Raw genomic sequence first — 21,752 nt, 5'->3', positions numbered from 1 at the left:
TCGATGATGACTGAAAATACTCAACTGAATCAGAAACAGTATGGTCGCCCTGAAGACGAACGCGTCATTCCGTTTATGAAGATTGCTTTGCCTGCGGCATTGTTGTCTATCTTCTTAACGGTTGCGAGTCTGTTCTTTATTGCCACTAAAGGTCTGAACCTGGGTCTGGACTTTACCGGTGGTGTGGCAGCCGAGCTGAACTATACCAATCCGGTCAAACCGGAGGATGTTTCCAAGGCACTGAGCCAGGCTGGCTTCAACGATGCCGTGGTGCAGACTTTAGGTTCAGAACGCGACCTGATGGTACGTATGCCCGTTCAGGAAGACATTGAAGCTGAAGACCTGACTAAAGCGGTCACAGCAGCGGTTCAGCTGCCAAATAATGCGGCAGAGGTACCGAAGCTTGATGTAGTCGGCGGACAGGTGGGTAATGAGCTGTATGTCCGCTCTGGTGGCGCGGTGGCACTGGCACTCTTGCTGATGCTGGTCTATGTCACCATCCGCTTTGAGCTCAAACTGGCGATCGGTGCAGTACTGTCGCTGTTCCATGACATCGTGGTGACCCTCGGGATTTTTGCCATGACGCAGTGGCCATTTGACCTGACGGTACTTGCGGCACTCCTTGCGATCATTGGTTTCTCACTGAACGATAATATCGTGGTCTCTGACCGTATCCGTGAGAACTTCCGTAAGATTCGGGGTGCAGAACCGCTTGAAGTGATTAACATTGCCCTGACCGAAACCTTACGCCGTACCATTCATACCTCTATGACGCTATTGCTGGTTGTTGTTGCAATGATGCTCATGGGTGGTGATGGCCTGAAATGGTTCTCGATTGCGATGTTTGTCGGCGTTTTTGTCGGTACCTACTCTTCAATCTATATCGGGACTGGATTTGCACTTTGGCGTGGTTTAAACCGTCAGGACTTTATCGTACAAGTCAAGCCAGAATTTGAAGACGAAAACCAGATTCCCTAATCTGATATTTCATTTTCATCGTTCAGCCCGTCCTAGGATGGGCTGAATTATTTCTGCTGTTTGAATGTTGAAGTAGCCGGCAGAATCGCAATCACTGGATGGATTTTTTCAATATCTGTTTTTTGGAAAATGACTTTCCGATTTTCATCCAGACTTCGAAATTCATAAACATCCTGAGCTTCGCCCAACTCTTCTAAAATGAGTGCAAGCCGTTGACCAGATACACACAGCACATCCCAAAAACTGGCAACTCTTTATCACAAACCAGCCACCAGTCCGGTTTCAGAATGGGAAAATAATAGTGCTCTGCCACCTGAATCGCATAATGCTGTGCTTGCAGATGAAAAATATCTTGATTGAACGAAACCATAGAATCTATGGGATTGAGTTTAAAGGCCTGCTGCTGTACCACCTGCATCTGAAATAAAGCGACCTGTTCTATAGCTGTAGCAAGTTCAATCTTCGGTTCGACCGTCTGATCCAGAATTAAATGAGCTAAGCCAAGTTGCTGTTCCAGTTCCCTTGCCACCTTCTCTCCGATCTGGCGTTTGCTATTCAGTAACTGCGCGATATAAGCAGCAGACAAGCCAAAATGCTCGCAGATCTCTTTGCCGGTTTTAAATTGCTGGGTGTCAATCAGCTGATCAATCACTTTTGTCAGATGATGTCGTCTTCGTTCAAATATTTCTGGCGCACTCATATCGGTCTGTTGATCTGTTTTTATCCATTTTGTTCAAATACCTTACAATAAAAAAGCCCACAATTGAATTGCAGGCTTTCTTCAGCTTAGAAATAAAGAATTAAGTGCCCTGTACCAGACGGCGGGCGCTGATAATGCCCGGCTGCTGTTCAAGACGCGCCAGCAGTTTGGAAAGTTGCGCCAGACCTTTAACTTCAATCAATAGCTTCATATTGGCAATACCGTCCGCTTCCGAAATAGTATTGACCTGACGGATATTGATCTGGTCGGAAAAAATCACTTGCGTCAGATCTTTGAGCAGACCACGTCGATCATAGGCTTCCACCACAATCTGTACGCTCTGGCCACGTGTTGGCTGCATTTCCCAGTCGGCTTCTACCGCACGTTCAGGCTCTTGGGTGATCATGCGCACATAGTCCGGACAAGCCACCTTATGAATGCTTACCCCACGATTCAGGGTGATATAGCCAGCGATCGACTCACCATGCACCGGTTGGCAACATTGCGCGACATGCAGCTCTACGTTATCCAGCCCGTCAATCAGAATACCGTGCGCTGACAGCGTATGACTGGCACGCGGATTCAGCGCTGGCTTCAGCACCAGCTCAGGTTCATCCTGATCCAGATGCATATGACGATTCACCTGATTAATCAAGGCATGCAGGCTGATATCACCATTGACCAGATTCACCAGAATGTCATCACCGGTTTTGACATTAAAATGATTGCAATAATCACTCAAATCGATCGATTTTGGATGAATCGCCAGACGTGACAATTCTTTATTCAGCACTTCACGGCCGACTTCCAGGTTTTTACTGCGGTCCTGTTGACGGAACCAGTGGCGCAACTTGTCGCGCGCACGTGCAGTCTTGATATAACCCAGAGAGTTAACCAGCCAGTCCCGATTCGGCTCACGGTCTTTTTTGGTCAGAATCTCGACCTGTTCCCCGGTTTTCAGGGTATAGGTCAGTGGCACATAGCGCTGATTGACACGCGCGGCATAGCATTTGTTACCAACTTCGGTATGCACATGATAAGCAAAGTCGAGCACAGTTGAATCACGCGGCAACTCTTTGATATCACCATCACGACTAAACACATAAATTTTTTCGAAGCCTTCGAAGTCTTGAATATGTTCGAAGTTTTCGATTTCATCTTCTGCTTCTTTATGTGCACTGGACTCATTGCGTTCCTGATAATGCTCGAGAACTGCGCGTAAAGAATGCAAACGATGATTAAAAGAATGATCGGTGGTTTTCGAGCCTTCTTTATAATTAAAGTGCGAACACACCCCCAGCTCTGCTTCTTCATGCATGCTGTAAGTACGAATCTGCACTTCAAGTGATTTGTTCTCGGCAATTACAGCCGTATGCAGGGAACGATAGCCATTGGCTTTTGGATTGGTAATATAGTCATCAAACTGATGCGGAATATGTCGCCAGATCTGATGTACAATCCCTAAACTGTGGTAACACTCCGGTACGCTCTTGACCAATACCCTTAAGGCACGAATATCATAGAGCTGGTCAAAACTCAGGCTCTTGCTTTTCATTTTTCGATAAATCGAATAAATGTGTTTTACGCGTCCGTTAATTTCAGCTTCGATGCCATATTCAGACAATTCATTGCGTAATTTATCAATCACGAATTGAATATATTGCTCTCGCTCTAAACGTTTTTCATTCAGTAAAGAAGCAATTTCTTTATAACGTTCTGGCGCAAGATAACGGAAGGCCAAGTCTTCCAGTTCCCACTTTAACTGGGCGATGCCTAAACGGTGCGCCAGTGGTGAGTAGATCGTCAGAATTTCTCGGGCAACCCGCTCCTGACGTTCACGCGAGGAATTGGTCAGCTCACGCAAGGCATAGGTACGCTCTGCCAACTTCACCAGAACCACACGCACATCTTCAGTCACTGAAATCAGCATTTTATAAATGCCGGACAGATGTTCACGCTGATTATTATCGAAATGGTCTTCCAGACGTTTATTTTTTTCGATCAGTTCAGACAGTTTACCCATGGCCAGCGTGCCCTTGACCAGGCTATACACTTGCTCACCAAATTTTTCTAACACTTCAGTCAGTGGCATGACGCCTTCACGCACCGAACGATAGAGCATGGCCGCAGACAGGGTATCTTCATCGACATGCAGATGTGCCAAAATATCTGCCATCTCAATACCGGTATAAAAGGTATTGGAACGATGCTGAACCGTACTTTGCAGCTCTCTTTCTAATGTTAAGTGGGCGACTTCTTCGAGCTGCTGTAAAGGTGCCCCATCTAATATGCCACGAACCCGATCCAACCACTCAGTCAGATCGTGGTGTGCTTGTTCGGCATGTTCTACAGTCGTCTCCTGTGACAACTCATTGAGTCGTCCAGGGAGTTGCTCACGTACTGTGACCATACCCTTCTCCTACTTGTAAATACATCATTTCTTCAATCGTTCATTTAATTTTCTTTTTCGAACAATGCAATCGATTCAACATGCCCAGTATGCGTGAACATATCCATCACTCCGGCTTGAGTGAGGCGATAACCCTGTTGTACCAAGAGCCCTGCATCTCTTGCGAGTGTCGCAGGATTACATGACACATAAACGATTCTTTTTGCGCCAAACTGAGGAAGATAATGCATGACTTCTTCTGCGCCAGCACGTGGCGGGTCAATCAATAATGCATCAAAACCTTGATTTGCCCAAGTCTGGTGCGAGAAATCTTTGGTTAAATCTTGTGAATAAAAAGCAACTTGGGCAATACCATTATTTTTGGCATTTTCCGCACCGCGTTGCACCATTTCTTCACTCCCTTCCACCGCAATCACCTGACCGGATGTGCCTACACAGCGTGCCAGTGCTAGAGAAAAATTTCCTAATCCACAAAATAGATCCAGAACCCGCTCACCCTGTTGCAGCTGTAGCAAATTACATGCCAGCGCTACCATTTGCGGATTGATAGTCGAATTCACCTGAGTGAAGTCCACAGGATTAAAACCGAATTTCACATCAAAGTCATCAAGACTATAGTGCAAGCGCGCCGCGGCATCTGGAGCATCAATTCGCGAGAGTGTATCTTTGCCGGCAGGCTGCACATACAGTTGCCAGCCTTTCTGTAACGTAAATTCGCGCAATTGGTTGACATCAGCCACTGATAATTTTGCAGTTTCACGCACCAGTAAGGCAATATCCTGATCCCCCATGGCCAATTCTATATGACCAATGTCAGCCTTGCCATTGAGACTTTGCAGCAATTGTTTAAGGCTTGTAAGCGATCCAAATTCACGATCCAGAATCATGCAGCGATCAATCGAGGTTAATTTATTGCTTTGATTCTCACGAAAACCCACCACCAATGTGTCCTTAGCCGGCAGATAACGCACTCCGATCCGGGCTTTACGGCGATAATCTTCACGCTCGGAACGTAGCGGTGCAAGCCACTGCACAGGCTGGATGCCAGCAAAATGCTGTAAATGCGATTTCAGCACATTCTGTTTTAGTTCAATCTGTGCATCGGCTGCGATATGCTGCATATTACAGCCGCCACAGACCCCAAAATGTGCACAGATCGGCTTGACGCGAATTTCGGAAGCTTCGCTGAGTAATTCAAGACTGTCAGCTTCTTCCAGTTTTTTAACTTCACGGGTAATGCGAGCACGCACGGTTTCACCGGGCAAGGCATAACGGATAAAGACTTTCTTGCCGTGTTTATGCGGTGGATGATCCGGGTGTGAACCATAATGAGCGATGCCACGTCCCTCATGCGAAAGTGACTCAACCTGAAAAATGTACTCGGGTTGCTGGGTAGGACGTGTGTGTGCTCGATGCTTCATGAAAACCTAGGATGTGGGAGTTGGAAAATCAAAACGGGTAAAGTCAGTTCTTTGTGACGTTTCACGCCAAACCGATAAAAAGTCCGCATGCTGCGGTTGGGTATGCAAATATTGAATCGTACTGTGCAGCAAATGCTGATAATCCGGCAATAACAGCTGTCCTTTTAACAACAGCCAGCGGATATAGACCAGCCAGGTATTCAGCACATCGCCTTCACAATAAGAGGTCAGTTCGGTCCATTGCTGATTGCGGACATATTCAGGAACCCGATAGGCCCCGTCACCGCGTTTACCCGGATAACCCAGCAAATGTGCAACATCGTCCAGCTTCTGGAAATGACGCGCATGGAACATGGCCATCACATCCATTAAGTCGACATGACGATGATGGTAACGATTCTGGTAGTTATTATAACGCTTTTGCGTGTCAATTTCGCCCTGATCGAATAGACTCGGTGCAGAGAGTCCATGATACATGGCACGGTATAAAATCACCGGTAAATCAAACTGTGAACCATTCCAGCTGACCAGCGTCGGATGACGCTTATCAAAAATCGATAAGAATTTTCTTAAAATTTCCGCTTCAGAATGCTGTTCCCGGCTAAAAGAAAACAGCTTCATGCCCTGCTCATCGATCCATAAACCGGAAATACAGACAATTTCATGCAAGGGCGGACGCTGAAAATCAGAGCCTGAATCCTGACGGCGCAGTTTGGTCAGGGCCTGATCCAGATCTGCTTCAGGCAAGTCCAGACCAAATAAATGCGCGCCTGATTTGAGATCGGTTTGGGTTTCAATATCGAAAGTTAAAACAGGCAGGCGCATAACACAGTGCTCAAATAATTATTCAGAATCTTGCACAGAGAATAACCCTGTAGACAAGTAACGGTCACCACGGTCACAAATAATACACACAATGACGGCATCCGGATGTTCTTCCGCCAGCTTTATGGAAGCCCACACTGCACCACCAGATGAAGTACCAGCACTGATGCCTTCTTTCTGCGCCAGCTTACGCATGGTTTTTTCAGCTTCAATTTGTGGAATATCGATAATACGATCCACGCGACTGCGATCAAAAATGGTCGGCAGATATTCTTCCGGCCAGCGACGGATTCCGGCAATGCTTGAACCATCAGATGGCTGTAAACCCACGATCTGAATCTCCGGATTCATTTCCTTCAGATATTTCGAGACACCCATAATAGTGCCGGTTGTACCCATAGAACTGACAAAGTGGGTAATCTTGCCACCGGTTTGCTGCCAGATTTCAGGACCTGTAGTCAGATAATGTGCTTCGACATTATCCGGATTGCCAAACTGATTCAGTACCAGACCCACGCCATCATTTTGCATTTGAGCGGCCAGATCACGTGCACCTTCCATGCCTTGTTCTTTGGTAACTTCAATCAGCTCGGCACCATAAGCACGCATCGCATCCTTACGTTCCTGACTCATATTGTTCGGCATGATCAGCTTCATTTTATAGCCACGCATCGCTGCGACCATCGCCAATGCAATCCCCGTATTTCCGCTCGTTGCTTCAATCAGGGTATCACCCGGCTTGATCTGACTGCGTTTTTCCGCCTGCATGATCATATTATAGGCCGGACGGTCTTTGACCGATCCTGCCGGATTATTGCCTTCGAGTTTCGCGAGTACTGTAGCTTGAGTGTGACTTACCAGACGCTGTAAACGCACCAGTGGCGTTTTGCCGACATAGTGGTCTAACAAAAATTCATCTGCTTGAAAATCGGGGGTGGTATTACTCATTGTGTGCACCTATATCGAGGTGCGGCTATTGTATGAAAAAATGCTTTTCCCTGCATCCATTTAGCACTGCTTTTTCAGGAAACTCTCTAAAACAGACTCAGTATCCTGCTATAAACTTCATTTCCCTGTGATTTAGCAAGATCAAGCAGCTCAGCTGTGAATATAAAAGCGTTATTTTCAGCCCCGGACTTTCAGACGACTGAAGTCTTCATCGCCCGCTTTTCACTGTATTTCGGCAATCATTTAACTGAAATCTCTTGTATTTTTAAAGGTTGATCTGAACCCTTATAAAAATAATGCTTAAATTTTAACTGTCGATTTAAAGCATGCTAATATGCCAGACATAAAGAAAATACTGCTTAAATCATGTCAACGATCAATAAAAAGCTGTTTAAACGCCTACACTTAAATCACGCCTATGGACAGTTGATTGCGCTGATTTTTGTGCCGATTACTATTTTGGCCTGTGTTGGCGCGATGCTGGTGTTGACTGAAACCTCGAATGCCGCACGTGCCCAGCAAAAGCAGATGGCAATTGCCATTATGACGCGTTTTCAAGGCACGTCTGAGTATGCACTGGATATTTTAAGCCTGTATCCCTGGCAATATGATCAGGCCCACAATGCCATGCAGAATATGCTCAATGAAAAACACCTGGTTCGGGCAGCCATTCTGGATGACAGTGGCAAGAATCGTTTAGGTATCGGCTTTCAGGAACAGGCCGCTTGGCCCGATTTTGATAAAAGCGGTAACTTTATTGGCCCGATTCTGCATAAAGACAATCATATTTATGCCATTAAAGTGAATGAAAACAGTTTTTCTAAAGGCTGGCTGGCAATTGAACTGGATAATCAGCCGCTGGAAATTGCCCGTTACCGGGTCTTGATCGTGTTGATTGCGACCGGTCTGTTGACCTTATTGCTGTTATTACTCTGTCTGAATTTCTACTCACGGCGCTGGATTGCACCGATGTATGAAATTCGCATGCAGCTGCAACGCCTGAATGCCGACACCCTGGGTCAGCATATGGTGATTAACAGCACTGGAGAACTGCGTTTATTGCAGCGTGATATCGCCAATGTGGTGAAACGTCTGCATTTCAGCTTTCTGGAACTGCGCGAACATACCGAACAGACCGAAGATGATTTACGCCGTACTCTGGACACGTTGGAAGTCCAGAATATTACCTACCGTCAGGCACGTGACCAGGCAATCTCGGCCAATCAGGCCAAGTCGGTATTTCTGGCCAACATTTCCCATGAGCTACGTACCCCGCTAAACAGTATTGATGGCTTTATTCATCTGCTCTTGCGTCAGGGCAATCTCAGCAATGAGCAAAGCTTATATTTGCAGACCATTCGTAAATCTTCGGCGCATTTGCTGGCACTGATTAATGATGTACTGGACTTTTCCAAAATTGATGCCGGCAAACTGGAACTGGAAACAGCAGCTTTTGATCTGGAAGAAGCCATTTTTGATGTGATGGACATGCTCTCGCCACTGGCCGCGCAAAAACATATTGATATGGCGTTTTACTATGCGGACAGTGTACCGAAACATGTGATTGGCGATGCCTTACGTTTTAAGCAGATTCTGACCAACCTGATTTCCAATGCGATCAAGTTCACTCCGGATGGCGAAATCATCGTGCGGGCACGTATGGAACATGATGGCATCGATCGATGTGTCTTGCATTTTAGTGTACAGGACAGCGGCATTGGCCTGAGTGGTACCGATCGTAAGAAGTTGTTTGAATCTTTCTCACAGGGCGATACTTCGGTCACCCGTCAGTTTGGCGGTACAGGACTGGGGCTGGCCATTTCCAAACAGCTGGTCAGCCTGATGCATGGCCAGATTGGTTTTGAAGATAATCAGGAACGTGCCCCAACCGAAAAAGGCTCGACTTTCTGGTTTACTGCACAATTCCTGGTCGATGAAGATACTGTAATTGATCATCCAGATTTCAATGAATTGACGGTGGTGTCTTATCTGGCCCATCCGGCAACCGCGAACGTCTTGCGTCATTATCTGGAAAATTATCAGGTCAAGCATATTGAATGCGCATCGATTCTGGATCTGTTTAGCCGCCTGAATCATCTACAGAACTCTGAAAACACCTGGCTCATCGTCGATCATAGTGGCGACAGCGAAGTCCTGTTACGCGAGATCCGCTCGCGTTATCAGGGTCATTTGGCCGTATATGGTTATCAGATGCAACTCGATCCAAGCATGCTGAACGACCATCGTGCCCGTGCTCTGCATCAGCCACTCAGCCGCAGTGCCTTGATTCAGCTGCTGGGCAATCAACCGGTCTTCGATCAGGAACAGCATGAAGACTTTAATGGTCAGGGTCTGCATATTCTGGCCGTCGATGACCATTTGCCCAACCTGATTGTTCTGGAAGCATTACTCGCTGAACTGAATGTCACCACCAGCAAAGCCCTGAGCGGACAGGAAGCGATTGATATCATCCAGCGCCGTTATGAGCAGAAACAGCCGGCTTTTGATCTGGTCTTTATGGATATTCAGATGCCGGTGATGTCGGGAATTGATACCACACGTGCGATTCGCTCACTGGAATCGACCTTTGAAAACCATAACCGACTGCCGATTATTGCCCTGACTGCACATGCGCTGTCAGATGAAAAACATAAGCTGCTGCAAAATGGCATGGATGATTATGTCACCAAGCCGATCCAGATCGAGCAGATTGTGCAGATTCTGACCCACTGGACCACCGAACATTTTAAACGGCTTCCAGTGCTGGAACGCGCCCATGTGATTGATGCACTGGATCCGAATATTCTGGACTGGCAGCAAAGCCTGCAACTGGCAGCCAATAAGGAAGATCTGGCAGTAGACCTGTTGCGCATGCTGGTCGACAGTTTTGCCGATGAACTCACTGAAATGCAGCAGTTAATTGAGCTGGAAGATTTCCCGCAACTGGAACATGTCTTGCATCGTTTATATGGTGCAACCCGCTATGTCGGCGCACCGACTTTGCAGAAAGTCACGGGCGGATTTGAACAGTTCGTTTCAACCCTGCGCAAAGAACGTCGCAAGGCCGACGAAAACTTTGTTCAAGACGTGCTGAAACATTTTGATGAACTTAAAGCCGTGGTCGAACAAGTTGAACAGGCCGCCCAGCAAATTCTGAAACAACATTTGAATTAAAACTTGAAGCTGCTCAGTCCGTGACTTAGAAAGTATGACTGAGCTGTCATGCAAGCTCATAGGCCACATGCTATGCTCGGCTCAGGAAAAATAAGGAAGAATGCCATGTCACTCGTGCGCTTGGAAAAAAATAACGGCATTGCCACAGTTACACTGAATCGCCCGGATAAACGCAATGCCATGAGCTTTGCCCTGCTGCGTGAACTGGTTGCGACTGCGCAGAAAATCAAAAAAGATAAAAGTATCCGTTGCGTCATTTTAACCGGTGAAGCGCAGGTGTTTAGTGCCGGCATTGATCTGGCCGATTTAAATAATCCTAAAAATCGTGCCTATGCGGCCTGGGAGTTAATCCGTCCGGGTCAGAGCCTGTTCCAGAAAGCCTTTCTGGTCTGGCAGGAATTACCGGTGCCGGTGATCGCTGCGATGCAGGGCTTCTGTTTTGGCGCTGGTATGCAGCTTGCTCTGGCCGCAGATATCCGTATTGCACATCCTGATACCAAAATGTCGATTATGGAAACCCGTTGGGGACTGGTACCAGATATGGGACTCAGCCGTTCGCTGAAAGGCCTGATTGGGATTGATCTGGCCAAAGAGCTGACCTTGACTGCCCGGATTTTTGACGGTGCCTATGCCAAAGAGATTGGTCTGGTTACCCATGTGGATCAAGAACCACTGGCACGCGCACAAGCATTGGCTGAGGAAATGCTGCAACGCTCTCCGGATGCCCTGATGGCCTCTAAGTTTGTACTGGATGCCATGCAGCATCGCCCAAATAAATCTTTACGTATGGAAAAAATCTGGCAGCTCAAATTATTGCTAGGTAAAAACAGTCAGCTGGCTCGCAAAAAGGACAAGAATCCGGAAGTCCAGTTCGTGCCACGCCAATATAACTAAATCGAGTTAGAGTCCAAGCAAGGAATAAGAAAAAGCATGCAGTTAAATCGCGATACTAAGATTGCCTTTTTGGGTATGGGCCTGATGGGACGCCGGATGGCGACCCGTCTACTACAGGCAGGTTTTCAGGTCGCGGTATGGAACCGTACCTCGGCGGCTTGCCATCCCTTAATCGACTTGGGTGCAACTGCGCTGTCTTTGAATCAGATTGCGGATTATCCAGTGATTTTGACTTGCTTGGCAGATGATCAGGCGGTGCAATCGGTCTTTGAGCAGATCGTGCCGTATTTGGTTGCCGATCAAATCATTGTGGATTTTTCCAGCCTTTCGGTGCAGCAAACCCACGCGCTTGCAGCACAAGCACAGACCAGACAGGTGAACTGGATTGACTCCCCAGTTTCAGGCGGTACCGCAGGTGCTGAACAGGGCAGTCTGGTGATTTTTGCCGGTGGTGATGCCACAATGATTGAACATCTTGACCCAATTTATGCAGCACTTTCACAGCGCGTTACCCGTATGGGCGACACCGGTACTGGTCAGGCGACCAAAATTTGTAATCAGCTCATTGTCGCAGCCAATAGTACCCTGATCGCGGAAGCAGTGGCATTGGCGGGCCTTGCAGGTGTAGATACACGCCTACTGGCACCTGCCTTGGCGGGTGGTTTTGCCGATTCCAAACCTTTCCAGATTCTGGCGCCACGTATGGCCACACAAACTTTCGAACCGGTGCAATGGAAAGTGCAGACCTTATCTAAAGATCTGAACAATGCCGTGCAACTGGCCCAAAGCTTTGACCTGAATGTTCCGGTCGCGACTCAGGCCTTATCACAGCTGCAAATCCATCAGGCCCAGGGCTTTGCCGAGGCCGATCTGGCCACTGTGATTCAACAGCTCAAGCACGCATAATTTTTACTTTTGTAATACCCTGAATGTATAAGGAAAATACATGATTAAACTCGCCGTTAACCTGTCGATGATTTTTACCGAAGTGCCACTCATCGAACGCTTCGCACTGGCTCGAGCACAGGGCTTTAATCATGTCGAAATCCAGTTTCCTTATGAATTAACGATTGGCCAGATTCAAAATCAGCTCAGCATCCATCAACTGAACTTATGCCTGATTAATGTGCCTGCCGGTGATTTAATGCAGGGCGGCCATGGCCTGGCCGGTATCCCGGGGCGGGAAATCGAGTTCCGTCATGCTGTTGAACAAGCCATCCAGTATGCCACGGCCTTAAATGTACCTCGGGTCAATATTCTGGCAGGCAAACAGCCTCTGGATTGTGACCTGTTGCCCTGCCTGAATACGCTGGCAAGTAATCTGAAAATGGCCTGTTCAATGCTGCTCGAGCATCAAATTGAACCGGTCTTTGAAATGGTCAATGGCACCGATATGCCACGTTTTTTGATTCAAAATGTTGCACAAGCTCAGGAAATGCTGGAAGCAGTCAATCATCCGGCCTTAAAAATGCAGTATGACTGCTATCACATGGCGATGATGGGCGAAGATGTACTGGAAAATTTAAAAGAAAATATTCACCTGATTGGTCATATCCAGTTTGCGGATTGTCCGGGACGACATCAACCCAATACGGCGTCCATTCAATATCATGATATATTTCAGTGGTTAAAACATAGTCAATATCAAGCTTATGTCGCTGCCGAATATAAGCCGATGCAGCATTCCAATGACTCCTTTGTCTGGAAAGCCGAATTCTTTCCGGAGCATGACTGAGTGGACTGCGGCTTCATTTGAAATTCAGCACTAAAACCGCTATATTAGACCATGCATAATTGTTAGGAAATTACACACCCCATGAATTTAGAACCATCGCCCAGCGCTTCTAATTCTCACGATCTTACTATGAATTCAAATTCTCAAGCTGTACAGGACTGCTTAAAAGTCGTACATGCTGCACTTGAAGATGTAAAAGCAAAAGAAATTGTTGAGCTTGATGTCAGCGGTATCAGTAATGTGGCTGATGCTATGGTCATTGCAAGCGGCACATCGACACGTCATATCAAATCACTGGCCAATAACGTTGCTGAAGAAGCACGTAAAGCTGGCTTCCGTCCGCTTGGTATTGAAGGCGAACGTGATGCTGAATGGATCCTCATCGACCTCGGTTATGTAGTGGTTCATTGTATGCTTCCAACAGCGCGTAAATTCTATGATCTAGAAAGCTTATGGCGCAATCCTGCAGATACAAACTCTGTAGCGTAAAATCAAATATTCAAAAAAGCGACCTGTGTAGGTCGCTTTTTTATTGCCTGTTCATCGGACTTTATAAGCATTAATACAACTCAAGCTACAGCTATTTTTCTTTAATTTTCATCTTGTCTTATGCACCGATTTGATGGGTATTTTAGGATAAATTCATCATAAACATAGACGTTCGATGACCGCTCAATCATCTTTTTTCCAAAATATAAAATAAAAAATCCCCCTTTATTAAAGGGGGACTTAGGGGGATTTAAATGATTAGTGACCCGTACCATTAATGGCTTTGGTCATATCTTCCACCACTTTCTTGGCATCACCGAAGATCATCATGGTCTTGTCGTTATAGAACAAGTCATTGTCCAGACCTGCATAACCGGTCGCCATTGAACGTTTGATTACCATAATAGTACGTGCTTTATGCGCTTCCAGAATCGGCATGCCATAAATCGGCGATGTTGGATCATCTTTGGCTGCCGGGTTGACAACGTCGTTTGCACCAATCACCAGCACCACATCCGTTGCCGGGAAGTCAGAGTTGATTTCATCCATCTCTAAAATATCTTCATAGGGTACGTCAGCTTCAGCCAGCAATACGTTCATATGACCTGGCATACGACCTGCCACCGGATGAATTGCAAAACGTACGGTTACGCCCTGCTCTTTTAAGATGTTCGCAAGTTCTTTGACCGCATTCTGTGCACGACCTTGCGCCATACCATAACCCGGTACAATCACCACGCTGTCCGCATTTGACATGAGGAAGCCCGCATCATCTGCTGAACCAGAACGGTGGTTACGTGGCGCTTTATCGCCTGCATCAGCTGCTGCAACCGCTGTACCGCCCATTGCGCCACCAAACAGAACGTTGATGATTGAACGGTTCATGGCTTTACACATGATATAAGACAGAATCGCACCTGAAGAACCGACCAGTGAACCTGCCACAATCAGCATGTTGTTTTCAAGCGTGAAACCAATCCCGGCTGCAGCCCAACCAGAGAATGAGTTGAGTAGCGAGACCACCACCGGCATATCACCACCACCGACAGGTGCAATCCATACCCAGCCAAAGACCAGTGCAAGTGCTGTCATTGCCCAGAATGCGGTCATATTCCCTGTTGAGAAGAACATGAAACCAAACACCAACATGGCAATAAAGATGATGGCCTGAACAGGTTTTACCCATGCGCCAGAAATGGTTTTTGCCCATTTCTTCGCAGCCAGTTTTCCATAAGCAAAGACTGATGCTGTAAAGGTAATTGCACCGACAAAACAACCCACGAACAGTTCAAATAAATGAACACGGCTCATTTCATGGAAATTGACGCCATTGGCCGCCAAAAGGTCTGGACCGAGTTCAATCAGTTTGTTGTTATGAATAATTGCAGCAATCGCAATCAAGACCGCAGCCAGACCCACCAATGAGTGCATCAGCGCCACAGTTTCTGGCATTTGGGTCATAGGGACAGTACGCGCACGGGCAATACCCACCACCGCACCTGCTACCATTGCGCCCACAATCATCCACACCACAGGATTATCTGCAACAAAGAAGGTGGTCAATACTGCAATCGCCATGGCGATCATACCGTAACGGTTACCTTGGATTGCAGTTTTAGGACCTGATAAACCACGTAGCGTCAGGATAAAAAGAACGGCACCAATCAGGTAGAACCAATCCGCATATTCTCGAATCATTTCCATGGATTAACCCTCTTTTTTCTTTTGCTTAGGTTTAAACATTTCCAGCATACGAGCAGTCACGGCAAAGCCACCGAAAATGTTAATGCTCGCCAGGAATACTGCAATTGCGCCAAGTACGCTCACCACGTTAATGGTCTGGAAATCCACGCTGCCTTCAACGCCGATCACCGGCAGACCAACAGTCTGGATCATTGCACCGACAATAATGATCGATGACAAGGCATTGGTGACCGCCATCAACGGCGTATGCAATGCTGGCGTTACCCCCCACACCACGTAGTAACCTACGAAAATAGCAAGGACAAAAATCGTAATTGTTTCAACCATGAGTCTTCTCCTTAACCACGTTTCAGCAGCACTTGGCCGGCATGAGTGACAAGTAGGGCTTTTTGAATTTCTTCTTCTGGATTCAGGACAAAATTCTTATCGGCATCAAACAGCGTTTCGACAAAATTAAACACGTTACGTGCATATAAAGCCGATGCTTCAGTCGATACAGTCGAAGGAATATTGGGAATACCCAAAATTTTGACGCCGTTGTCGGTATGCACAGTTTCACCGCATTTCGAACCTTCAACGTTACCGCCCGATTCCACTGCCATATCTAAAATGACTGAACCCGGTTTCATTTTCGCAACTGTTTCAGCACGGATTAAACGCGGTGCATCACGGCCGGGTAAAAGCGCTGTGGTAATCACAATGTCAGCATTTGATACGGCTTTATCCACAATGGCAGCCTGATCGCGGATGTATTCCTCACCTGGCATCCAGCCATAACCATTCTTGGCCGCATCCGCCGCTTTTTGCTGCTCTTCGGCAGACATCGGCACGTCCAGCCATTTACCGCCCAATGATTCCACTTGGTCTTTTGCTGTTGGACGCAAGTCTGTGGCTTCCACAATAGCGCCTAAGCGTTTTGCAGTGGCAATGGCTTGCAGACCCGCGACCCCGACGCCCATGATCACCACACGGGCCGGTTTGACCGTCCCCGCAGCCGTCATTAGCATCGGGAACATGCGCTGGTATTCAGCCGCAGCCAAAAGCACCGATTTGTATCCTGCAAGGTTGGCTTGAGAAGACAAGACATCCATGTTCTGCGCACGAGACAAGGTCCGTGGCAAAAGTTCCAATGCAAATGCAGACACGTTCTGTGCCGCAAATTGGTCAAGCTCAGTATTACGGTAAGGATCAAACATCGCCACGATGGCGGTGTTCGGATTGAGTTTTTGAATTTCCTCACCTTTCGGTGCACGAACTTTTAAAATCAATTGACTGCCGGTGTAGGCATCATCCGTAATTTTGGCACCAACTTGTTCATAGGCGCTATCGATATAGGCAGCTTTAAGCCCTGCACTACGTTCGATAATCACGCTATGTCCTGCGCTGATCAATTTCTTTACTGTCTCTGGCGTCGCAGCGACGCGATTTTCACCGACAACAGTTTCGGCTGGAATTCCGATCTGCATGAGCGTTCCTCAAGCTAATTTTTCTTAAGTAAACATCGCTTAAACGATGCTTCCCCTCAGGATGTGTTCTTGTTGAATTTTTGGATTCTAATCAAACTGTTTGAAATTACTACCTACTATTTATTTAATAAATGCCTATATATTGAACTGATGATTCATAAAAATGTTGCTGTACTGGTGCATGGCTTATATACGCCAAATATTTATATTTGATTATTTTATAAACGATATTCATTTACCTGAATGAAAACCTGAAAATGCGCTCGGCTGATAAGCCGCCTACTTGAGATTTTTTTTGTTACATTGATCTTTCTGACCAAAATTCCTGTTTTGGTTCTTTATGCTACCCGTTTCTGAATAGGTCTCTCTGCTAAGGACAGCGGCACTTTAGCTCTCCAAGTTTTCTAAATTTGACTTTATTGACAAATAAAGAACTTATTCCAGATAAGCTATCTGATCTGTAAAGTAATACCTTTTATTCAATTTAGTTATGATTTAGCACCCATCAGGCTGAGGTTGAATTGATGGATGTGACACAACGAGATCTGTGGGTCTAAAGGTCACTTATCTCTAAAATGATCAGACCAAGAGGAACAAAAATCTTGCTGACCATTTATTATATTAATGTCATAAACCGAATAAGTGACTAAAATAAAGTTTATGCACCATATCTGCGCATAAAATGAGAGCCATTATTTAATTTTTTTCATTTTCAGGGGATTTTCCGTTCTTTCTTTGTCCTATGCGTTGTAATAAAGCCAGCTATTGATCAAAAATCTGGCAACCTGATCATTCCTGACTGGTTTTCTAATTCAAGTCTTGTGTAGTCCTTGCGATCTAAGATCTTTTCATTGAGTCATTGTAATATTTTTCTACTTTTAAAGCCTAAAGTTCTCACTTATAGTGCCTTTCATTCCTGCATCAATGCGCTGCTTGTTTTAAATTCTCCTCGGCTTAGATAAGGTTGCTGCTATGAACACGCCCCTCGATATCAGTCAAAACAAGCCCTTATTATGGCTGATGGCGATTGCCTGTGGTTTATGTGCCGGCGCCAACTATTATTGCCAGCCACTGATTTCATCGATTCAGCAATATTATCAGGTGCCGGAATCACAAGTGGCACTCACCGTTACCTTTGCTCAAATCTCTTATGCATTAGGCCTGCTGTTTATTGTACCTTTGGGCGATATGCTGAATAAAACCAAGCTGATTCCCTTTCTCATGCTGGGTGCAGCTGCAGGTTTATTTATTTGTGCCAGTGCGATAAACCTGCCGATGCTGTGGGTTGGCACCATCATTGCCGGACTGTTTTCCGTGGCTGCACAGATTCTGATTCCCTTGGCCACCATGGCAGTCAAACCGGAAAAAACTGGAGAAGTAGTGGGTTTCCTGATGAGCGGCTTGCTGGTCGGTATTCTGCTCTCGACCAGTATTGCGGGATTATTGTCCGACCTGTTTCACTGGAAAATGATCTATATCGTCAGTGGCATCAGCATGCTGGCTTTAAGTTTTTATCTGCGAGGAAAATTACCGAGTCTGCCACGCCTAAGAATCAGCTATGCAGCGATTTTCAAATCTATGGCGAGCTTATTAAAACATGAACCACGATTGGTCTTGCGCTCTCTTACCGGTGCCTGTGCTTTTGCCGCCATGAGCATGCTGTTCTCGACCATTGCCCTGCTGCTGACCCAAGAACCTTTCCAGCTGTCTGATGTCATGGTCGGTCTGGTGACACTGGTCGGCGTCTTTGGCGCATTGTCGACTCAATTCATTGGTAAATGGGCCGATCGGGGCCATATCAAAACCTTGAGCTGGATTGGCTGTTCGATCCTGATTGGGAGCTGGCTGTTCCTATATTTTGGTGCGGTATCGCTGCTGAGCTATATTCTGGGCTATGGACTGATTAATCTGGGGTTGGCGATTACGCATAGCTGTAATCAGAATGTGATTTTCCGCCTGCGCCCCGATGCCAAATCACGGGTCAATTCACTGTATATGACCCTGTATTTTATTGGCGGTGCCTGTGGTTCAGCCTTAGGGGTTTATGCCTGGCATCATGGGGGCTGGAGCATGACCTGTATGGCAGGACTCGGGCTGGCCCTAGGCGCTACCCTATTCGCCTTACTGGATCAATGGCATCACGCCCGGACAGCAGCCTAGATGCTTAACTATACTTAGCTGACTTGAGCCGCTGGATAGAAAGGTTTATTTAAATCTAGAGCAACTGAATTTTCCAATAAAATACAGATAAAGACCGGCAGCAAAGCGGCCAGAATCCGACAGCTTTCCTCGAGTAACTTGTGGTTCAGGGAACTATGATAGGTAATTCCGCCCTGCATGAGCTGATGGTGTAATGTATATAAACGACGAAACACCCCGACTAAAATTTCGACAGAATTCCGCTCATTTAAAGCATGCTGTATGATTTTTTTCTGTGTTTCCAGTTCAGCATTACAGCGTTCCAGACTAATTTTCTGGTGACGATAATCCCAAAAACTTTGTTCCATATAGGGGTTCGCTAAGAGTGAGTGGATTGGCTGACTGTACTTTTCCCAGACAATATGATTAATCTTCTGGTCCAGATCATTTTGGCAAAGTATTTCTAGAAATTGATGCAGCTTATCCTTTCCCTGAACCCGATCATCCTCTTCTGCATAAATAGCCTGAAAACCAATCCATAGACTGATGAATTTAAAATCCAGATCTTGATCCAAGTCTAGCGCTTTTTTAAACCAGCCTAAGCCACGATGAATTTTTAAGTTAAAATGTGCTGAATTTTGTGCTTTATGGCTTTTATAAATCTCCTCCAATAACAGCATAATTATTCTCCTTATTTCTATCATTTTTTATATTGGTGTTTCTACTATCAAAATATACCATTCTGGAATGACTTGGAATTCTAATTTTATTTCTTGTTTCATGTCCTGGACTTACTGGCTTGACTCAAGTTCGCCGGGTTGTTCTGCTGATTTTATGCTAGTATTACGCCCTCTTTTTTTGCGATATTGGCCTAGCGGGCTTGGGCAAAAAAATAATCTTTGGGCGATTTATTCATCCCTTCTTCTTCCATTTCGTTAAGGCGTAATTTTGAATGACTGATCTGACCACCATTGAAAATAAACTTCAACCACGAATCAGTGTGGCGCCGATGATGGATTGGACCACCAAAGACTATCGCTTCTTTGCCCGTCTGTTTAACCCAAATGTGATTATGTACACTGAAATGGTCACCACAGGTGCCATCATTTATGGGGATGCCAAACGGCATTTGGACTTTAACACCGAAGAACAGCCGATCGTACTACAACTTGGTGGCTCGAATCCTAAAGATCTCGCGATCTGTACCAAGATGGCACAGGATTGGGGTTATAACGAAGTCAATTTAAATGTGGGTTGCCCGAGTGACCGGGTACAGAATAATAAAATTGGGGCCTGCCTCATGGCTGAACCCGATTTAGTCGCGGAATGTATTGCTGAAATGCAGCATGCGGTGGATATTCCAGTGACTGTAAAACACCGGATCGGGATTGATGATATGCAGTCTTATGAAGAAATGCTGCATTTTGTCGATACCGTAGCCAAAACCGGCTGCAATAATTTTATCGTACACGCGCGCATTGCCTTATTAAAAGGTCTATCGCCTAAAGAAAACCGCGATGTGCCGCCCCTGCGTTATGAAGATGTTTATCGCCTGAAGCAGGATCGTCCTGATCTGCTGATTGAAATCAATGGCGGGATCAAGACCTATGCCGAAACGCTGGAACATCTCAAACATGTCGATGGCGTGATGATTGGTCGTGAAGCCTATCATAATCCGTACTTATTGGCTGAACTGGGCCAATTGTGGAATCTGGATGCACCGGATCGTTTCGAGATCATGCAACAAATGCTGCCTTATATTGCCCAGCGCATGGCAGAAGGTGCACCATTGTCAATTATTAGCCGTCATATTTTAGGACTGTTCCAGAACTTGCCGGGTGCACGTAAATGGCGTCAGGCACTAAGCGGTGGTAATGCCAAAACCTTGAAAGATGTGGAAACTGCGCTGTTTAATATTCAAGAAGCAATGCAACGTACTGAAGACTATGTGCGTGAACATCAGCAAGTTGAATCCTAAATACGAATTTAAAAGTCTAATCGATATAAAAAAGCACCGATGATCGGTGCTTTTTTATAGAGATGAGCGAAGACGTTATTGAGTATATGCGGTGATATTACCGACCGGAACCGGTTCTTCCTGATAAGAAACACCTTGAAATTCTGGCTCGGCAATGGGTGTGACCAGAGAACCGCGCTCATGTTCTTTTGACTCATCTACAGGTTCCAGGTCATCTAAGGCTGAAGCCAGCTGCTGTAACTCCCGATCCAGTTGCTGCCGGTATTGCTCTATTTCAATTTCATCAATAAAAGCAAAGGCATCCTCTTCGATCGACCACCTATAGCCTCCATCGACCTTAAAAATTTTGACATTGACCGGATATGCCTCCCCCTGATAATTCAGATGAGAAATCGCTTTAAATTGATTGCCCTGCCGCTGGACAATTTTGACCTTCTGCACAGTAAAACGATAGCGTTGATAATCCTGATTGGAATTAAATTCCTGTTGCATCTGCGCTTGAATATTTCTGGCCAATTCATCCATCGAGACAAAGTAACTGCATCCAGCCAGACAGGCGATCATCCATAACACAATGATTGTTCTCATAGCGCCTCCTTCTTTTTCTTTCCTGTTCCTGCTTATAGCTGATATATGCAGTATTGTTATGCTTGCTTATTCTGTGACCTATTTTATGCTTTTTTGAAAAAACAAGAAATAAGCAGTGCATGAATCATGACTAAATTATTTAAGATTTCTACAGCTTTTTGAATAAATGATAAAAATGTCTTGTCCTGAAATAGATTGACAGTATTCCACTTCAAACCGAGTTAAGCAATTAGCTCGGTTTTAGTTTGCTCATACGTCTGATTCGGGGTGTTCATATTTAAACTTAAATGTGGTCTATAGCAA

17 protein-coding genes and 1 pseudogene are annotated in these 21,752 nt (G+C 45.9%); 8 read left to right on the top strand and 10 right to left on the bottom strand.

From position 1 onward, the window contains the following. Nucleotides 1-3: 3 nt before the first annotated feature. On the top strand, nucleotides 4-978 hold the full coding sequence (gene secF / locus FTU82_RS10870; RefSeq protein WP_171255744.1) for a protein translocase subunit SecF: 975 nt from the start codon (nucleotides 4-6) through the stop codon (nucleotides 976-978). A gap of 47 nt (nucleotides 979-1,025) precedes the next feature. Here the strand turns inward: secF and FTU82_RS10865 are convergent. The 5 genes and pseudogenes from FTU82_RS10865 to cysM form a co-directional block, all read right to left on the bottom strand. Continuing rightward, nucleotides 1,026-1,678, bottom strand: a pseudogene (locus FTU82_RS10865) (hypothetical protein). A gap of 100 nt (nucleotides 1,679-1,778) precedes the next feature. Beyond that, complete coding sequence (locus FTU82_RS10860) at nucleotides 1,779-4,088, bottom strand: bifunctional (p)ppGpp synthetase/guanosine-3',5'-bis(diphosphate) 3'-pyrophosphohydrolase (protein ID WP_180001501.1); 2,310 nt, start codon at nucleotides 4,086-4,088, stop codon at nucleotides 1,779-1,781. 44 nt (nucleotides 4,089-4,132) lie between these two features. Next, nucleotides 4,133-5,509: a 23S rRNA (uracil(1939)-C(5))-methyltransferase RlmD gene (gene rlmD, locus FTU82_RS10855; protein ID WP_005098083.1), complete on the bottom strand. Its 1,377-nt coding sequence runs from the start codon at nucleotides 5,507-5,509 to the stop codon at nucleotides 4,133-4,135. Between the two features lie 6 nt (nucleotides 5,510-5,515). Further along, the gene (locus FTU82_RS10850) at nucleotides 5,516-6,334 is read right to left on the bottom strand and encodes a 3'-5' exonuclease (RefSeq protein WP_005098085.1); all 819 of its coding nucleotides are present in this window, start codon (nucleotides 6,332-6,334) and stop codon (nucleotides 5,516-5,518) included. Nucleotides 6,335-6,352: 18 nt separating this feature from the next. Next, complete coding sequence (cysM, locus tag FTU82_RS10845; protein ID WP_180001503.1) at nucleotides 6,353-7,282, bottom strand: cysteine synthase CysM; 930 nt, start codon at nucleotides 7,280-7,282, stop codon at nucleotides 6,353-6,355. 366 nt (nucleotides 7,283-7,648) lie between these two features. Between cysM and FTU82_RS10840 the strand changes: the two genes are divergently transcribed. The 5 genes from FTU82_RS10840 to rsfS all read left to right on the top strand — a co-directional run bounded on the left by FTU82_RS10840 (nucleotide 7,649) and on the right by rsfS (nucleotide 13,574). Continuing rightward, nucleotides 7,649-10,456 (top strand): ATP-binding protein, encoded by a 2,808-nt coding sequence (locus FTU82_RS10840; RefSeq protein ID WP_180001504.1) that lies wholly within the window; start codon nucleotides 7,649-7,651, stop codon nucleotides 10,454-10,456. 105 nt (nucleotides 10,457-10,561) lie between these two features. Next, on the top strand, nucleotides 10,562-11,350 hold the full coding sequence (locus FTU82_RS10835; RefSeq protein ID WP_100329837.1) for a crotonase/enoyl-CoA hydratase family protein: 789 nt from the start codon (nucleotides 10,562-10,564) through the stop codon (nucleotides 11,348-11,350). A gap of 36 nt (nucleotides 11,351-11,386) precedes the next feature. After that, the gene (locus tag FTU82_RS10830) at nucleotides 11,387-12,256 is read left to right on the top strand and encodes an NAD(P)-dependent oxidoreductase (RefSeq protein WP_179999653.1); all 870 of its coding nucleotides are present in this window, start codon (nucleotides 11,387-11,389) and stop codon (nucleotides 12,254-12,256) included. 40 nt (nucleotides 12,257-12,296) lie between these two features. After that, nucleotides 12,297-13,085 (top strand): hydroxypyruvate isomerase family protein, encoded by a 789-nt coding sequence (locus FTU82_RS10825; protein ID WP_100329839.1) that lies wholly within the window; start codon nucleotides 12,297-12,299, stop codon nucleotides 13,083-13,085. A gap of 81 nt (nucleotides 13,086-13,166) precedes the next feature. After that, nucleotides 13,167-13,574, top strand: a complete 408-nt coding sequence (gene rsfS / locus FTU82_RS10820; protein ID WP_005098092.1) for a ribosome silencing factor — start codon at nucleotides 13,167-13,169, stop codon at nucleotides 13,572-13,574. Nucleotides 13,575-13,832: 258 nt separating this feature from the next. Here the strand turns inward: rsfS and FTU82_RS10815 are convergent, their stop codons facing one another. From FTU82_RS10815 to FTU82_RS10805, 3 genes are read right to left on the bottom strand one after another with little or no spacing between them, the layout of a single operon-like run. Next, on the bottom strand, nucleotides 13,833-15,278 hold the full coding sequence (locus FTU82_RS10815; protein WP_180001505.1) for an NAD(P)(+) transhydrogenase (Re/Si-specific) subunit beta: 1,446 nt from the start codon (nucleotides 15,276-15,278) through the stop codon (nucleotides 13,833-13,835). Between the two features lie 3 nt (nucleotides 15,279-15,281). Beyond that, complete coding sequence (locus FTU82_RS10810) at nucleotides 15,282-15,605, bottom strand: proton-translocating transhydrogenase family protein (protein WP_004281642.1); 324 nt, start codon at nucleotides 15,603-15,605, stop codon at nucleotides 15,282-15,284. Nucleotides 15,606-15,616: 11 nt separating this feature from the next. Then, a complete protein-coding gene (locus FTU82_RS10805) occupies nucleotides 15,617-16,744 on the bottom strand; it encodes a Re/Si-specific NAD(P)(+) transhydrogenase subunit alpha (protein WP_074383527.1) in 1,128 nt (375 codons plus the stop codon). 972 nt (nucleotides 16,745-17,716) lie between these two features. Here FTU82_RS10805 and FTU82_RS10800 point away from each other — a divergent pair. Then, nucleotides 17,717-18,904 carry an MFS transporter gene (locus FTU82_RS10800; RefSeq protein WP_005098097.1) on the top strand — a complete coding sequence of 396 codons (1,188 nt, stop codon included), beginning with the start codon at nucleotides 17,717-17,719 and terminating at the stop codon, nucleotides 18,902-18,904. A gap of 14 nt (nucleotides 18,905-18,918) precedes the next feature. Here FTU82_RS10800 and FTU82_RS10795 read toward each other — a convergent pair whose 3' ends face one another. Then, a complete protein-coding gene (locus tag FTU82_RS10795) occupies nucleotides 18,919-19,563 on the bottom strand; it encodes a hypothetical protein (protein ID WP_074383528.1) in 645 nt (214 codons plus the stop codon). 272 nt (nucleotides 19,564-19,835) lie between these two features. Between FTU82_RS10795 and dusA the strand changes: the two genes are divergently transcribed. Further along, on the top strand, nucleotides 19,836-20,861 hold the full coding sequence (gene dusA, locus FTU82_RS10790) for a tRNA dihydrouridine(20/20a) synthase DusA (protein WP_005098100.1): 1,026 nt from the start codon (nucleotides 19,836-19,838) through the stop codon (nucleotides 20,859-20,861). 75 nt (nucleotides 20,862-20,936) lie between these two features. Here the strand turns inward: dusA and FTU82_RS10785 are convergent, their stop codons facing one another. After that, nucleotides 20,937-21,449, bottom strand: coding sequence for a hypothetical protein (locus FTU82_RS10785; protein ID WP_005098102.1), 513 nt, complete (start codon nucleotides 21,447-21,449; stop codon nucleotides 20,937-20,939). Nucleotides 21,450-21,752 lie beyond the last annotated feature (303 nt).

This window comes from Acinetobacter sp. YH12151, from assembly GCF_013418355.1.
Classification (GTDB): domain Bacteria; phylum Pseudomonadota; class Gammaproteobacteria; order Pseudomonadales; family Moraxellaceae; genus Acinetobacter; species Acinetobacter pseudolwoffii.
The sequence above is the reverse complement of the archived record's forward strand: the minus strand, read 5'-3'. Positions and strand labels throughout refer to the sequence as shown.

Coding starts and splice junctions, on each gene's coding strand:
- FTU82_RS10785 (WP_005098102.1), bottom strand. CDS start 21,449: ATGAGAACAATCATTGTGTTATGGATGATCGCCTGTCTGGCTGGATGC.
- FTU82_RS10835 (WP_100329837.1), top strand. CDS start 10,562: ATGTCACTCGTGCGCTTGGAAAAAAATAACGGCATTGCCACAGTTACA.
- FTU82_RS10800 (WP_005098097.1), top strand. CDS start 17,717: ATGAACACGCCCCTCGATATCAGTCAAAACAAGCCCTTATTATGGCTG.
- rsfS (WP_005098092.1), top strand. CDS start 13,167: ATGAATTTAGAACCATCGCCCAGCGCTTCTAATTCTCACGATCTTACT.
- secF (WP_171255744.1), top strand. CDS start 4: ATGATGACTGAAAATACTCAACTGAATCAGAAACAGTATGGTCGCCCT.
- FTU82_RS10810 (WP_004281642.1), bottom strand. CDS start 15,605: ATGGTTGAAACAATTACGATTTTTGTCCTTGCTATTTTCGTAGGTTAC.
- FTU82_RS10840 (WP_180001504.1), top strand. CDS start 7,649: ATGTCAACGATCAATAAAAAGCTGTTTAAACGCCTACACTTAAATCAC.
- FTU82_RS10815 (WP_180001505.1), bottom strand. CDS start 15,278: ATGGAAATGATTCGAGAATATGCGGATTGGTTCTACCTGATTGGTGCC.
- rlmD (WP_005098083.1), bottom strand. CDS start 5,509: ATGAAGCATCGAGCACACACACGTCCTACCCAGCAACCCGAGTACATT.
- cysM (WP_180001503.1), bottom strand. CDS start 7,282: ATGAGTAATACCACCCCCGATTTTCAAGCAGATGAATTTTTGTTAGAC.
- FTU82_RS10860 (WP_180001501.1), bottom strand. CDS start 4,088: ATGGTCACAGTACGTGAGCAACTCCCTGGACGACTCAATGAGTTGTCA.
- FTU82_RS10825 (WP_100329839.1), top strand. CDS start 12,297: ATGATTAAACTCGCCGTTAACCTGTCGATGATTTTTACCGAAGTGCCA.
- FTU82_RS10805 (WP_074383527.1), bottom strand. CDS start 16,744: ATGCAGATCGGAATTCCAGCCGAAACTGTTGTCGGTGAAAATCGCGTC.
- dusA (WP_005098100.1), top strand. CDS start 19,836: ATGACTGATCTGACCACCATTGAAAATAAACTTCAACCACGAATCAGT.
- FTU82_RS10795 (WP_074383528.1), bottom strand. CDS start 19,563: ATGCTGTTATTGGAGGAGATTTATAAAAGCCATAAAGCACAAAATTCA.
- FTU82_RS10830 (WP_179999653.1), top strand. CDS start 11,387: ATGCAGTTAAATCGCGATACTAAGATTGCCTTTTTGGGTATGGGCCTG.
- FTU82_RS10850 (WP_005098085.1), bottom strand. CDS start 6,334: ATGCGCCTGCCTGTTTTAACTTTCGATATTGAAACCCAAACCGATCTC.